The sequence below is a fragment of the Methylosinus sp. is20ea genome, assembly GCF_059718135.1.
This window is the reverse complement of the sequence record NZ_AP046088.1, coordinates 1,161,951-1,176,165: the sequence shown is the minus strand read 5'-3', so window position 1 is coordinate 1,176,165 and position 14,215 is coordinate 1,161,951. Positions and strand designations below refer to the sequence as shown.

13 protein-coding genes and 1 tRNA gene are annotated in these 14,215 nt (G+C 66.0%); 8 read left to right on the top strand and 6 right to left on the bottom strand.

Annotated features, from left to right (window positions below):
• The first annotated feature begins 118 nt into the window (after positions 1–118).
• The 3 genes from AC6IY7_RS05350 (at position 119) to AC6IY7_RS05340 (ending at position 1,441) form a co-directional block, all read left to right on the top strand.
• A tRNA-Tyr gene (locus tag AC6IY7_RS05350) sits at positions 119–203 on the top strand.
• Between the two features lie 57 nt (positions 204–260).
• Positions 261–1,025 carry a hypothetical protein gene (locus tag AC6IY7_RS05345; RefSeq protein ID WP_497782041.1) on the top strand — a complete coding sequence of 255 codons (765 nt, stop codon included), beginning with the start codon at positions 261–263 and terminating at the stop codon, positions 1,023–1,025.
• Positions 1,022–1,441, top strand: coding sequence for a PIN-like domain-containing protein (locus AC6IY7_RS05340; protein ID WP_497782040.1), 420 nt, complete (start codon positions 1,022–1,024; stop codon positions 1,439–1,441). Before AC6IY7_RS05345 ends, AC6IY7_RS05340 begins: the two co-directional genes overlap by 4 nt.
• A 20-nt stretch (positions 1,442–1,461) precedes the next feature.
• Here AC6IY7_RS05340 and AC6IY7_RS05335 read toward each other — a convergent pair whose 3' ends face one another.
• Positions 1,462–3,942: a putative bifunctional diguanylate cyclase/phosphodiesterase gene (locus AC6IY7_RS05335; RefSeq protein ID WP_497782039.1), complete on the bottom strand. Its 2,481-nt coding sequence runs from the start codon at positions 3,940–3,942 to the stop codon at positions 1,462–1,464.
• A gap of 272 nt (positions 3,943–4,214) precedes the next feature.
• On the opposite strand from AC6IY7_RS05335, the gene cobT reads away from it, so the two are divergent.
• Positions 4,215–6,128 carry a cobaltochelatase subunit CobT gene (gene cobT, locus AC6IY7_RS05330; RefSeq protein WP_497782038.1) on the top strand — a complete coding sequence of 638 codons (1,914 nt, stop codon included), beginning with the start codon at positions 4,215–4,217 and terminating at the stop codon, positions 6,126–6,128.
• A 581-nt stretch (positions 6,129–6,709) separates the two neighbouring features.
• Here the strand turns inward: cobT and rpmB are convergent.
• Entirely contained in the window at positions 6,710–7,003 is a 294-nt protein-coding gene (gene rpmB, locus AC6IY7_RS05325) for a 50S ribosomal protein L28 (RefSeq protein ID WP_497782037.1), read from the bottom strand.
• 179 nt (positions 7,004–7,182) lie between these two features.
• Positions 7,183–7,590 (bottom strand): nuclear transport factor 2 family protein, encoded by a 408-nt coding sequence (locus tag AC6IY7_RS05320; protein ID WP_497782036.1) that lies wholly within the window; start codon positions 7,588–7,590, stop codon positions 7,183–7,185.
• 154 nt (positions 7,591–7,744) lie between these two features.
• Here AC6IY7_RS05320 and AC6IY7_RS05315 point away from each other — a divergent pair, with 154 nt between their 5' ends.
• From AC6IY7_RS05315 to AC6IY7_RS05300, 4 genes are all read left to right on the top strand, one after another.
• Positions 7,745–8,035 (top strand): hypothetical protein, encoded by a 291-nt coding sequence (locus AC6IY7_RS05315; RefSeq protein WP_497782035.1) that lies wholly within the window; start codon positions 7,745–7,747, stop codon positions 8,033–8,035.
• Positions 8,036–8,279: 244 nt separating this feature from the next.
• On the top strand, positions 8,280–9,170 hold the full coding sequence (locus AC6IY7_RS05310) for an NAD(P)-dependent methylenetetrahydromethanopterin dehydrogenase (protein ID WP_497782034.1): 891 nt from the start codon (positions 8,280–8,282) through the stop codon (positions 9,168–9,170).
• Between the two features lie 168 nt (positions 9,171–9,338).
• Entirely contained in the window at positions 9,339–9,848 is a 510-nt protein-coding gene (fae, locus tag AC6IY7_RS05305) for a formaldehyde-activating enzyme (protein ID WP_497782033.1), read from the top strand.
• Positions 9,849–10,011: 163 nt separating this feature from the next.
• Positions 10,012–11,055 carry a hydantoinase/oxoprolinase family protein gene (locus tag AC6IY7_RS05300; protein ID WP_497782032.1) on the top strand — a complete coding sequence of 348 codons (1,044 nt, stop codon included), beginning with the start codon at positions 10,012–10,014 and terminating at the stop codon, positions 11,053–11,055.
• Positions 11,056–11,180: 125 nt separating this feature from the next.
• On the opposite strand, the gene AC6IY7_RS05295 is transcribed toward AC6IY7_RS05300, so the two are convergent.
• The 3 genes from AC6IY7_RS05295 to AC6IY7_RS05285 form a co-directional block, all read right to left on the bottom strand.
• Positions 11,181–12,770, bottom strand: a complete 1,590-nt coding sequence (locus tag AC6IY7_RS05295; protein WP_497782031.1) for an ATP-binding protein — start codon at positions 12,768–12,770, stop codon at positions 11,181–11,183.
• A gap of 215 nt (positions 12,771–12,985) precedes the next feature.
• On the bottom strand, positions 12,986–13,552 hold the full coding sequence (locus AC6IY7_RS05290; protein ID WP_497782030.1) for a DUF4337 family protein: 567 nt from the start codon (positions 13,550–13,552) through the stop codon (positions 12,986–12,988).
• A gap of 87 nt (positions 13,553–13,639) precedes the next feature.
• Complete coding sequence (locus tag AC6IY7_RS05285; RefSeq protein ID WP_497782029.1) at positions 13,640–14,209, bottom strand: DUF447 domain-containing protein; 570 nt, start codon at positions 14,207–14,209, stop codon at positions 13,640–13,642.
• Positions 14,210–14,215: the final 6 nt, after the last annotated feature.

Sequence of the window (14,215 nt, the reverse complement as noted above, 5' to 3'; positions counted from 1 at the left end):
TCGGGGTCATTTTCGGGTTGACAGCGGGCGAGCAAATTCCCCATATGCGCCCTGCTTCACCGGCCCTCTCGCAGGGCCGTCGCTCGCGGGACCTTTTCTCAGGGGCCGTCGAGAAGCTGGGGGAATGTCCCGAGCGGCAAAGGGGGCGGACTGTAAATCCGCTGGCTATGCCTTCGTAGGTTCGAGTCCTACTTCCCCCACCATTTTCCCTTCGCGCCCACGCCTGTTCGGCGGAGAAAGACCCGTGTGACAGCGTGGCCGTGGCCAAGCTCGCGAGAACTCTATTGACAGCTGGCCCTGGCGCTGAATCAATAACGGTGCGGGAGGCTGGCATGGACGAGCTGATTGGCGTGGGGCTCTATACCCCTGCGGAAGCGGGCCGCCTTCTCAATGTCGCTCCCGGAAAGATAACTCGCTGGCTTCGTGGCCATCGCTCGGGCGAGCAGACTTACCAGCCGCTCTGGAAACCTCAGATCGATCTCGACGACGGTCGAGTTTATCTTGGATTTCGGGATCTCATGGAAGCGCGCGTCGCCGATAAATTCATCGGCTACGGTGTTTCGCCTCAACGCGTCGGGGTCGCCATTCGGCTCGCGCGAGAGATCATCGGCGATGAGCGGCCGCTTTCGACAGATCGGTTTCGGACGGACGGACGCGATATCTTTCTGCGAGTCGTCGAAAAAGACGAGCAGGGCGAAGAACGCGAGCGGCTCTTGAATTTGTTTCGCCGTCAATACGAGTTCAAGCAGATCATCGATCCACTCTTGAAGACTATCGACTTCGATGAGAGAGGAAGCCCCGTGCAGTGGTGGCCGGCCGGTCGCCGAGCCAATATAATCGTCGATCCTGCCCGATCCTTCGGTCAACCGATCGATTCCTCGACCAGCGTTCCGACGGCGGTTCTGGCTGCCGCGGCGCGGCAGGAAGGGATCGAGACTGCGGCAAAGGCCTATGACGTGCCGCTGGCTTCCATAAGGCGAGCCGCCGAATTCGAGGCCGAGCTCACGCGGCGGCTGGCCGCGTGAAAGTCTTGTTCGACAATTGCACCGCTCCGGTGATGGCGTCGACTTTGGACGGTTTCATAACCTCATTCGGCCATCGAGCGTTTCATATCAAAGACGTGCCAGGGCTCCCCAAGGGTCGTCATTCCGATGACATCGAATGGATCGACCACTTGCGGGCGCAGCCTGAAATCTGGGTGTTCGTGTCGGGCGACGGGCGTATACTGAGAAACAGGGCCGAACGCGCCGCTTTGCGCGCGGCGGGACTGCATGGCTTCGTGCTCGCTCCGGCGTATCAGAAGACCGCGTTGAACCAGGTCGCCGCCACCATTGTTTGGAAATGGCCCGAAATCGAGAAGGTGATCGACCTGATCGCACCGCCTTCGATACATGAAATTCCCATCGGCAAGAGCGTCAAGCTTCGATCCCTGCCGCTTTAGGGCCGCGATGGCCCGGGAGGTCACGCCGCGCTCACCGCCTCCGCCCATTGCTCGCCGCTATCCGCCAGCATGCGCCGCAGCTCCGCCGCCGGCGCCGGGCGACTGAATAGGAAGCCCTGCATCTGCGTGCAGCCCTCCTCGCGCAGGCGCGCCAATTGCTCGCGCGTCTCGACGCCCTCGGCCACGGTCGCGACGCCGAGGCACTGCCCGATCCCCGCCACCGCGCGCACGATCGCCCCGCATTCGTGATTCTCCGGCAGCTCCTTCACGAAGGAGCGATCGATCTTGATCTTGTCGAAGGGGAAGGAGCGCAGATAGCTCAGGCTCGAATAGCCGGTGCCGAAGTCATCCATCGATATGCACACGCCGAGACTGCGCAATTGGTGCAGCACCGCGAGATTGGCGTGATTTTCGGCGAGCAGCACCGATTCGGTGATCTCGAGCTCGAGCCGCTGCGGCGCGAGCCCGCTCGCCGCCAGCGCCGACAGAACCGATTGCACCAGCGCGCGCGAGCGAAATTGCGCAGGAGAGAGATTGACGCAGACGCCGATCGGCTCCGGCCAATTCGCCGCCTCGCGACAGGCCTCGCGCAGCACCCATTCGCCGATCGGCATGATGAGGCCGGTCTCCTCGGCGAGGGGGATGAAATCAATGGGCGGAACCGAGCCGCGGGCGGGATGGAACCAGCGCAGCAGCGCCTCGGCGGCGACGATGCGGTTGGATTCTATGTCGATGAGCGGCTGGTAATAGATCTGGAACTCGCCAGCGATGAGCGCATGGCGCAGATCCGCCTCCAGCGTGCGCCGAACGAGGATGGAGGCGGCCATCTCCGGCTTGAAGAAACGGTGCAGGCCACGCCCGTCGGCCTTGGCGCGATAGAGCGCGATGTCGGCGTTCTTGAGCAGAATATCGGCGTCGTCGCTGTCGGCGGGCGCGACCGATATGCCGACGCTCGCGCCGACGCCCACCGCATGGCCGTCGATCTCATAGGCGACGCTCACCTCGCTCACGATGCGCTCGGCGAGGCGGTCGGCCTCGGCGCCGCCGGCGCCGAATTGGACGATGGCGAATTCGTCGCCGCCGACGCGCGCCACCATATCCCCCGGCGCGAGAGTCTCGCGCAGGCGTTCGGCGACGGCGATCAGCAGCCGGTCGCCGATCGGATGGCCGAAGGCGTCGTTCACATCCTTGAAGCCGTCGAGATCGAGATAGAGCACCGAAAGGCGCTCCTCGGCGCTCTCGAGGCGCAGCAGGCCTTCCGTCAGCCGCGCGCGGAACAGCACGCGATTGGCCAATCCCGTCAGCGGATCGTGATGGGCGAGATGGGCGATGCGGGCCGCCTGCTCGCGCTGCTCGGTGACGTCGACGATGGCGAGCAATATCGCCGGACGATCGTCGAAAATAATCTCGCGCGCGTAATTCTGCACCTTTATGGCGCGTCCGTCCGCCGTGCGATTCGCCCAGATGCGGTCGGTCGGACGCCGGCTCGCCGGATTCTCATGCGCGATCGTCACCGCCGGCCATTCCTCCTCCGCATAGAGGTCGAACAGCGTCGAAGCGAGAAAGCGCTCGCGCTCATAGCCGTAATGGGCGACGGCCGCGTCATTGACGGCGATGATCCGCAGGCTCCGCGGATCATGCACCCACATGGGCATGGGATTGCTCTCGAACAGCAGGCGGAAGGAGGCCTCGCGCGCCTTGAGCGGGGTGATGTCGGTGAGCGTCAGCCCGACGAGATCGCCCATGGGCGCGGCGGCGAGCCGCAGATGCCGCTCGCCCTCCGCCGAGCGATGAGCGACCTCGAATGTGTCGTGGATCGCCGAATGGAAAATGGCCGAGAGCCGCTCGAAAGCGCCATTGGTCATCCACGCCGGGACGATCTCGCTGAGGCGCCGCCATTGCAGATCGCGCTCTGCGCCGCCGAAGAGGCGGCTCGCGCTGGCGTTGAGGCTCACAATGTCGAAATCGACGATGCGCCTTCCAGCGTAGACGGCGGCGAATGTCGCCAGCCCGTCGTCGGTGGCGCGATAGATCGCGTCGACGAGATCATATTTCGAGGCGCGCTCGCGCGCGAACACCAGATAGAGCGCGACGCCCCAATGGCTCGACAGCGGGAAGACGACGATCTCGCAGGTCCGCACCATTCCGTCGCGAATGCTGCGCGCGACCGTCGCCGTCGGCGCGGCGCGCGCGCGCGCCGCCTCGAGCGCGTCGCCGATGGCGTCGCGGTAATTGCGTTCGAGCCCGGCGAGCCGCAGGCCGCGCAGCGACGCGCCCAGCCAGGCCTCGAAGGCGCCGCCGCCATAGAGAAACTCGAAGGCGCCGTCGTCCCCGCGCTCCGCCAGCGCCACATCATCGGCGAGGCGCCCGAGGCTGCCGAGCGCGATCTGCTCATAGGGCGGCAAGCCGCCGGCCGGAGCTTCGACCTGCCATTTGAAACAAAGCTCGTCCACATCGCGAAATTCGGTGACGACGCCATATTGGGAGGCGATCTTATACATGGCTCGGCTCAGCTCCGCAGGCCTTCGGCGCGCGAGAAATTGACCTGAAGCTTTGAAAAAACAGTAAAATTTTCAACAGCTTAGATGAAAATTACGTCACCAGATCGTCATAAATCATACCAACATATTGATATAGCGTTAGAAAATAGTCATTCGCTTGGTTCGTCACGCGATTTCGTCTTCCGCGATTTTCATAACTCGCGATCCGACATAGGTTATAAAGGCTCGCTCGCCCGGAGGCGGGCGAACGAGCGAATATCGAACGGACTCCCATGTCATCCAATCGCAAAGCAGCCACGCCGAAGGAGGCCCCGCAGGAGCCGTTCAAGCGCGCCGTCGCCGGCGCGATGCGCGCCATGGCGAAACGCGCGGAGCTGGAAGTATCCTTTTCGCCGGAGCGCGCCGCGCTGCTCGGCGCCGACGACAAGGCCAAGGCGCGCCTGCCGGAGCCGCCGCGCAAGCTCACCGCCCATGACGCCGCCATCGTGCGCGGCCATGCCGATTCGATCGCTTTGCGCCTCGCCTGCCATGACGATGCGATCCATCGCCGCGTGCAGCCGCAGTCTTCCGACGCCCGCGCCGCCTTTGACGCGCTCGAGCAGGCGCGCGTCGAATCGATCGGCTCCCGCCGCATGGACGGCGTCGCCGCCAATATCGGCGCCATGCTCGACGATCGCTATCAGCGCGCCCGCTTCTCCGATATCGACTCCCGTGAGGACGCGCCGCTCGAGGACGCTCTGGCGCTCATCGCCCGCCAGCGCCTCACCGGGCTCGCGCCGCCGCCGCACGGCCAGAAGGTCGTCGATCTCTGGCGGCCCTGGATCGAGGAGCGCGCCGGCGCCGATCTCGACAAGCTCGTCGGCGCGCTGGAGAATCAGCGCGGCTTCGCGCAGCTCGCGCATCGACTGCTCGCGGCTCTCGAGCTCGAGGGCGAGAGCGCCGGCGGCGAGGAGGACGCCGACGAGCCGAGCGAGGACCAGCCGCAAAATCCCGACGAGGCCGAGGGCGAGGAGACCGAGGAGGAGAAGCAGTCCGGCTCCTCCGAGATGGACACCGCCACCGCCTCCGAAGAAGCGCTCGAGAAGGGCGAGAGCGAAGCCGCCGAAATTCTCGACAGCGAGATGCTGGAGGAGATCGAATCCGGCGACGTCGACGAGGCGATGGAGACGCGCCGCCCGCAGGTCTCCTCGGCCGATCGCTCCGGCGGCGAATACAGGGCCTATACGAGCCGCTTCGACGAGACGGTGAAGGCGGAGGATTTGTGCGACGCCGAGGAGCTGGATCGTCTGCGCTCCTATCTCGACAAGCAGCTCTCGCATCTCTCCTCTGTCGTGGGCCGGCTCGCCAATCGCCTGCAGCGCCGTCTGATGGCGCAGCAGAACCGCGCCTGGGAGTTCGACCTCGAGGAGGGCATGCTCGATCCCGCGCGCCTGCCGCGCGTCGTCATCGACCCGCAGCAGCCGCTCTCCTTCAAACGCGAGAAGGACACGAATTTCCGCGATACGGTGGTGACGCTGCTGCTCGACAATTCGGGCTCCATGCGCGGCCGGCCGATCACAGTGGCGGCGACCTGCGCCGATATTCTCGCCCGCACGCTGGAGCGCTGCGGCGTGAAGGTGGAGATTTTGGGCTTCACCACCAAGGCCTGGAAGGGCGGCCAGTCGCGCGAGACCTGGATCGCCGACGGCAAGCGGCCCAATCCCGGCCGCCTCAACGACATACGCCACATCATCTACAAGGCCGCCGACGCGCCCTGGCGGCGCGCGCGCCGCAATCTCGGCCTGATGATGCGCGAGGGCCTGCTCAAGGAGAATATCGACGGGGAGGCGCTCGATTGGGCGCATCGCCGCCTGATGGCGCGGCAGGAGCAGCGCCGCATTCTGATGATGATCTCCGACGGCGCCCCGGTCGACGATTCCACGCTCTCGGTCAATCCCGGCAATTATCTCGAGCGCCATTTGCGGCATGTCATTCAGGAGATCGAGACGAAATCGCCGGTCGAGCTGATCGCCATCGGCATCGGCCATGACGTCACGCGCTATTATCGGCGCGCGGTGACGATCGTCGACGCCGAGGAGCTCGGCGGCGCGATGACGGAGAAGCTCGCCGAGCTGTTCAGCGAGAATGACGCGCCCGCGCCGCAGCGCGCGGCGCCGCGTCCGCGGGTCCTCGCGACGACCTCTTGAGGGATTCACCGGAATGGTGAGTAAGTTTAAATCGAATTAATTTCGCAACCAGCGCTCAACCGCGCCGAAACGAGAGTCGGCGGGGGAACCTTCAGGGCGGCTGTTGCATTAATATTTCGGCGCGACCGTCTTGTGCGCGTTCGAGTGACGATCGGACGTCCGAGCGATCGGCCCGTCCGGGAGTGACGAGGGAGTTGCGTATGATTTCCTTTGGCAAAGTTCGAAATGCGGGATTGCCCGCGGCGTCTCACGAGCCGCTCGACGTCCAGAGGGTTCTCTGCGTCGCCGCGATCTTCTCGCTGGCCTCCCTTCCCCTGCTGCTCAGCGTAGCTTTGTCGATCTGGGGCTGACACGTCGCCCAGAGCGATTGTCGGCGCGCGTCTGGGGGCGCGCGTCGGCAAGGGCGGCAAAACGGGCAAGACCCCGCGCTCGCTTCGGGCGCGGGGTCTATTTTTTCAAATGGTGACGCAAAAAGGGAGCGAGCCTGAAGGCTCGCGGACCGACGCGGCCTCTGGAAGCGCGGCCTCTGGACCGCGAGCTTCAGGCTCGCATATCAGAAGCGCTCGCCCGGAGCCCTTTTGTCAGGCGCTCGCGGTGGCGAGCTTCTTGACGATCTCGCGCTTCAACGCGCGGACGTCGTCCGAGAGCTCGGTGTCGCGCGCCTTGACGAGGAAGGCGTCCAGCCCGCCGCGATGCTCGACCGAGCGGAGCGCCGCCGCCGAGACGCGCAGCCGCACCGAGCGCGCGAGCGAATCCGAGGCCAGCGTCACATTGACCAGATTGGGCAGAAAGCGGGTGCGGGTCTTGTGATTGGAGTGGCTGACGAGATTGCCCGTCTGCACGCCTTTGCCGGTCAGTTCGCAACGGCGGGACATGGTCTTTTCCTTTCGATCGGCGCAGAGCGCGGGAGCCCGCGCCATTCGATGGCCGTATGACATGAAATTCGCACAAAGGCTCCACGCCCCGGGAGGCGAGCCCTTGGTTGGGCGATCTTATAGAGGCGCCGGCGCCAGAAGGTCAACAGGGGATGTCGCCTCCCTCGCGCTTTCCCCGCTCAGTGCAGCGAGCGGGGCGGGGGCTGTTGCTGCGGGGGCGGCTCGCTCTGGACCATCAGCGGGCTCGCCTGATGATGCACCAGCCGCCAGGCTCCATCGATGAGGCGAAAGCAATTGGTGGCGACCAGCGCCGCCTGACCGACCATTTCTATGCAGACGATGCGTCCGTCGGCGCCGCAGATCAGCGCGCGCTCGCTGCGGCGAAGAACGGGGTCTTGCATAGGGTTGCGCAGAATGTCGCGAAACGAGGCGAGCACCTGCTCGCGACCGAAGAGCGGCGGCCATCCCGGATGGATGCAGCAGATTTCGTCATCGCCCCAGATCGCCGCCATCCCATCCAGATCGGCGGCGACGAAGGCCCGATAATAGGCGGCGTTGGCCGCGAGAAGAGACGCCTCGTCAGACATGGGCGGCGAGAATGCGCCGAGGTCGAGCCGAAGGCAATGGGATAGACGGAAAACTCGGCGAAAGCCGCCGCGTCTCGCGACCCTTGACGTCGCCGGGCGCCGCCCGATTTCCCTTCATCGGGACCGCATCGGCGGCCCGGCAGGGGGAAGGTCCATGAAAATCGGCGGCTTCGCGAACGTCTGCCTCACTGGCGGGCCCCTCACCGCCGCGTTCCTCACCGCCGCGTTCTTGGCCGTCGCGTTTTTGGCCGCCGCCCCCGCTCAGGCGAAGCGGTCGAGCCACCGTCCGGCCTATGCGCCGCCGCCGCTCGCCGCTCCCGTCTATGGCGCGCCGGCTGCTCCGGCCGCGCCGGTCCGCTCCGGCCCGGTCTGGGGCGCCGACGGCTATCGCTTCGATCCGCCGGCGGGAGCCGCCCCCCTCGCGCCTTCGCCCTACGGCTACTGAGACCCCCTCGCCGCTCCGCCTTTCGTTGTCCGGCGCTTTCGTTGTCCAGCGCTGAGGACAATAGGCTGGACATTCGCCCCGTTCTGCGGTCTATGCGTCTCGCCATTCGAGACCGGGGCTCCGCCCGCGCCCGCCGTCCCGGTATCGCTCATCCGAAAGCTTCTCTAAGCTCGGGCGTCACCCAGGCGCTGCGCGTTCGCGCGCCGGAACGCTGAAGAACGGACAGAAAGGTTAGGAATTTCCCATGGCCGCCAAATCGATCCTTCATATGTTGAGCACGCTGAAGCATATGAGCCCGTTCGACGTCAACATGGCGCTCGACGCGGGCTTCGACGCGGCGATTTCCTACACGAATGTCACTCTGGACGAGGTGCCCGCGCTGGTGCAGGACGCGATGTTCTCCCGCGCGCCGTCCGCCGCTCTGCGCACCGGCATCTTCTTCGCCGGCCGCGACGCCATTCTCGCGCTCGACATGCTGGACGCCGCCCAGAAGGCGCTGCTGAAGCCTTTCGAGATTTCGCTCTTCGCCGACCCCTATGGCTCCTTCACAACGGCCGGCGCCATGGTCGCCTTCGTGGAGAAGGTGCTGCGCGACAAGAAGGGCCGCGAGCTGAAGGGGGCGAAGGTCGTCGTCTATGGCGCGACCGGCGTCGTCGGCTTCTCCTCCGCCGTCATCGCGGCGCTCGAGGGCGCCGATGTGACCATCGTCGGCTATAGCGGCCTCGAGCGCGTCTCCGCGCAGGCGCAGGAGATCGAGACCCGATTCGGCGTGAAGGTGAAGCCGGCCGATGGCAGCAAGCCCGAGCAGGTGCGCGAGCTCCTCATCGAGCACGAGATCGCGCTCTGCGCGGCGCGCGCCGGCGTGCAGGTGCTCTCCAAGGACGATCTCGCGGCGGCCAAGTCGCTGCTCATCGCCGCCGACGTCAACGCCGTGCCGCCGCTCGGCGTCGAAGGCGTCAAGCTGCATGACAAGGGCGTCGAGCTTCCCTCCGGCGCGCTCGGCATCGGCGCGCTCGCGATCGGCGACATCAAATACGGGACGGAGGCCGGCCTCTTCAAGCAGATGACCACCTCCGACAAGCCTCTGTGCCTCGACTTCCGTCACGCCTTCGCGCTGGCGCGCAGCCTCCTCTGAGTAGCGCGCAGGACGGTCTCGTCCCGACGGTTTCGTCCCGAGGGTTCGTTCCCCGACTTGCCGCTGTCACCCGAAAATGATTGATGACGGCGGCGCGTCTTCGACAGCGCGACGCCCGAGAACGGCTCGGAGTATCCGAAGCGACATGTCGATAAGAAAGAAGAGAAAATGGCCCTCATCAACAAGCTCCTGATCGGCGAGTCGCTCGTCGGCGAAGGCAATGAAGTCGCCCACATCGACCTCCTGATCGGACCGCGCGGCAGCGCGGCCGAGACCGCTTTCGCCAATGCGCTCGTCAACAACAAGGACGGCTTCACCACGCTGCTCGCCGTCGTCGCGCCGAACCTGCTGGCCAAGCCGAACACGATCCTCTTCAACAAGGTCACCATCAAGAACGCCAAGCAGGCCGTTCAGATGTTCGGACCGGCTCAGGCCGGCGTCGCCAAGGCCGTCGCCGACTCCGTCGCCGAGGGCGTGATCCCGCTCGCCGAGGCCGATGACGTGTTCATCGCGGTCGGCGTGTTCATCCATTGGGAAGCCAACGACGACAAGAAGATCCAGGAATATAACTATCAGGCCACGAAGGAAGCCATCGCGCGCGCCGTCAAGGGCGAGCCGAAGGCCGCCGAGGTCGTCGCCAAGCGCAACGACGTCAAGCATCCTTTCGGCGCGAACTGACGGCTTCGTCCGAGGCTCGAGGATCATCGGGGGAGCCGTTCGCGGCTCCCCTTCGTTTTTAGAGCCTTTTCATGTTTCATGGAAACATGAAAAGGCTCTATGCTCTTGTTTTGACGCGTTTCCAACGCCGAACCGGCGTCCACTTCGGCTGGAAACGCTCTGAATGAGGTCGCGTGTGACGAGCGTCATCGGCTTCGACATAGGCGGCGCGCATCTGAAAGCCGCGCGCGCCTGCGACGGCCGGATCGTCGAGGTCCTGCTGCTGCCGTGCAATCCGCATTATGGCGTCGCGCGGCTCGAGGGAGCGATAGAGGAGGCGGTCGCCCGCCTCGCCGCGGCCGAGCGTGTCGCCGTCACCCGTTTCGCCGTCACCATGACGGCCGAGCTTTCCGACGCCTTCGAGACGCGCGCCGCCGGCGTCGCGACGATCGCCTCCGCCGTCGCGCGGCGCACGAAAGGCGCCGAGACGCTGTTCTATGCGGGCGAGGCCGGCTTCCTTCCCTTCGCCGAGGTCGGCGCCGCCGCGCAGGCGATCGCCTCCGCCAATTGGCGGGCGAGCGCGGAGCTCGTGGCGCGGCGCATTCCCGAGGCGCTCTTCGTCGATATGGGCTCGACGACGACCGATCTCGTCCCCATCGCCGGCGGCCGTGTGAGCGCTCTGGGCGGCGGCGACGCCGAACGGCTCGCTAATGGCGAGCTGGTCTATACGGGGGCGTCGCGCGGCGATCCGCTCGCCGGCGTGCCGCTGGCGCCGGTCGCGGGCCGCTGGACGTCGCCGGCGCGCGAAAATTTCGCGACCATGGCGGATGTGCGCCGCGTCCTCGGCGAGATCGCCGACGCCGAGCCGACCGCCGACGGGCGCGGCACGAGCGTCGCCGAATCGATCGCCCGTCTCGCGCGCCTCGCCGGCCGCGACGCCGCCGCGGCCTCGCCCGCGCAATGGCGCGCCTTCGCGGCTTTCCTCGCGCGCGCGCAGATGCGGTCGATCGAGGATCAGATCGCGCTGCTGCGCTCGCGCGGCGCCGTGACGGAGGACGCGCCCATCGTCGGAGCCGGCGTCGGCCGGACGCTCGTCGCGCGACTGGCGCTCTCGGAGGGTCGCGCCTATCACGACGTTTCCGAGCTCATCGATGCGCTTCCGGAGGTCGCGCAGGCCGCCGCCGATTGCGCGCCGGCCAGCGCGGTCGCTCTGCTCGCGCTGCGATAGCCTCGCTGGTCGCCGGCTTTCGAAGAGCGAGCCTCTAAGGCTCGCTTCTCGAGACATGTCAAATCAACTGACGCGCGACACTCGCGTTTCCAGCCGAACCGGCGTCCACTGCGGCTGGAAACGGCCTATTGGGCGGCGGCGGTCCGCGCCAGCAGGGCGCGCACTCGCGCGGCCAGCTCGTCGAGCGTGAAGGGCTTGCGCAGCACTTCTATGTTCGATGCGAGATCGAGGCTGTCGAGCGATTTGCCCGCATAGCCGGTGATGAGAAGGATCGGAAGATCGGGCCGCGCGGCGCGGGCGGCTTCCGCGAGCTGGCGTCCGCTGACGCCCGGCAGGCCGACATCCGTGACCAGCAGGCGCAAGCTCTCGCCCGATTCGAGCACCTTCAGTCCCTCGGTTCCGTCATCGGCCTCTATGACGTCGCAGCCCATCTCCTCGAGCGTGTCGGCGATCTGGAGGCGCACCTCCAACTGATCCTCGACGAGCAGGGTTTTTCCGCATGGCGCGGCGGCGCATTCCTCGCTCGGCTCGGCGAGCGCGACGGCGCTCGCCGGCTCCGCGGCGACGGTCGGCTGATCGCATCCCGGCAGATAGATGCGCACGCTCGTTCCTTTTCCCGGCGCGCTGTCGATGCGCACGAAGCCGCCCGATTGTTTGGCGAAGCCGTAGATCTGCGACAGGCCGAGGCCGGTGCCGCGCCCGGTCGGCTTGGTCGTGAAGAAGGGCTCGAAGACATGCGCCAGCACGTCGCGGCTCATGCCGGAGCCATTGTCCTTCACCGCGATCTCGACATAGTCGCCGGGCGCTATGTCCGGGTCGGAGGGATCGGCGGCGAGCCGGCGATCGGCCGTCGCGATCTCGAGCACGCCGCCGGCCGGCATGGCGTCGCGCGCATTGATCGCGAGATTGAGCAGCGCGCTCTCGAGCTGCGACGGGTCGCAGACGACATTGCGCCGGCAGCGTCCCAGCCGCAGGTCGAGATCGATTCCGGCGCCGAGCGTGCGCCGCAGCAGATCCTCGAGGCCGACGACGAGCTTGTCCGGCTCGATGACGCGCGGCAGCAGCGTCTGCCGGCGGGAGAAGGACAAGAGCCGATCGATGAGATTGGAGGCGGAGCTCGTCGCTTTGCGTATCGCCGTGACGGCGGGGCCGATCTCCTCGGCGTGGCCGCGCGCCAATTGGCGCTCGATCACGCCGAGCGATCCGGTGACGATTTGCAGCACATTGTTGAAGTCATGCGCTATGCCGCCGGTCAGCTGGCCGATCGCCTCCAGCTTCTGCGAATGGACCAGCCGCTCCTCGCTCTCACGCAGAGCGGCGTTGGCCTTTTGCAACTGCTCGGGCGAGGGAAGCGCGAGAAACCTCGGCAGCCACCACCACAGAGCGACCGATGTGCCGAGAGAGGCGATCGCCGTCGCCGCTTTGACGAGTCCCTGCACGCCATAGATTGGCTTCCACAGCGTGACGACATCGAGCCAATGGGTGGCGCCGCAGAGCAGGATGAAAGCGGCGAACAGCCACAGCAAGGGTCGGAAGACGAGGTCCGCGCGTCTCTGCCCGATGATGACCAGCGCCAGCGGGATGGAGAAATAGGCCAGCGCGATCAAGCCGTCGGAGATCGCGAAGAGCCAGATGAGGCCCGGCTCCCAGAGGAGGCAGAAACCATGCGGCGTGAGGCTGTCGACGCCGAAGAGCCATTCGCTCAATGCAGACATTGGAGGCACTCCACCATAGGACAGATTGCGATGGAGGCCGAAAAAGCAACCCACACGCAGGCGGCGGCGAATCCATCCCGGGCCGGCCCGGCGCGCAAAAAAAATGAGACAAGTCTCCAAAATTGCGAACGAAAACTCGGCAATGCGCGGATTTTGGGCGGGCTTCGGCCGGGCGGCCGCGTCGCTGCGCCGCGAGCCCGGCCGTTCGGAGGCGTTCAGATATAGGCGTAGCCGGCCAGGACGACGCCCGAGGCGGCCAGAGCGAGGCCGGAATACCACGGCCATCTGGCGCCGCGGGTGATGATCGCGATCGTCGCTATGGCGATCGCCGCATGCACCAGCGTCACCGCCACCGTCAAAATGTGATGGCGATGCTCGTGATGCTCGGCTTCGTGCAAATGCTCCTCGACGCGATGCTCGAGACCCTCGGCCTCGGTCTTGATCGCTCTGCTCTCGTCGTCATAGCGCTTGGCTTCGCGGCCGAGCGGCTCGGCCAGCGGGCCGCCCTGCCGGGCCGCGACCTCGTTCACGCTCTTCTTGATGCTCTTGGCCTGGAAGAAGGCCCATTGGTCGCTGGCCTTGCTCTGGCTGAGCGCCGCGGCGTTCTGCGCGCCGAGCGTGGCCGCCGTCTCGATCGTCTCCAGGCTGCCGATGGTCGCGGCGACGACGGCGAATACGGCGATCGTCATCGAGACCTGTATCATGAAGGGCGAGCCTTCATGCGCGACATGCTCGGCATGTTCCGCGTGCTCGAGATGCTCTGTCGTCATTGCTTCGGACATGGTCCATCCTTCGTGAAAATTTGTGTCGAAATTTAATCGAGCGCGCCGCCGGCGCGCCGCGCCGTTCCGCCCCGAGGGGCGAATCGGTCATTCCGACTGCGTTTGAAGATAAGCCTCGATCTTGGCCGTCACCAGCTCCCACGCCTCGCGCTCGGCGGCTCCGGCCGTCTTGTCGATCGCGATCTGGAGATAGGCCAGTTCTGTGTCGATTTTTTCTCGGGGCAGCATGCCGAGCCGCGTCGCGAGGATCGCGGCCTCGACGACCGCCGACTGGGCGCGGTTGAACCCCAAAAACGGCTTGTGGGAGACGATTTTTCTAATACGGCAGAAGAATCGCGGGCGCTGCTGATCGGGCTCGTTGCGCGCCACTTCCAGCTCGGCGTGCGAGAGGGCCGCGGAGAGGCGCGGCGCCGGCCAGCCGGGGACGGCCTCCATCGGCCAGTCGCTCCTGCCGCAGACGCAGCCGGCGAAGATGCGCACATCGTCGATGAAGCTCGCCGTGGCGAAAGGCGCGGCCTCGAGATTGGTGAGCGTCGTCGAGGGGCGGAAGGGCGAGATGACCCAGAACGCGTCCTGCTCGATCAGCCCCAGAGGCGCGATATGCGTCTGGCCATTGGTCCCGACCGTGGTGACGATGCATTCGCGGATCATCGGCATCGGCTG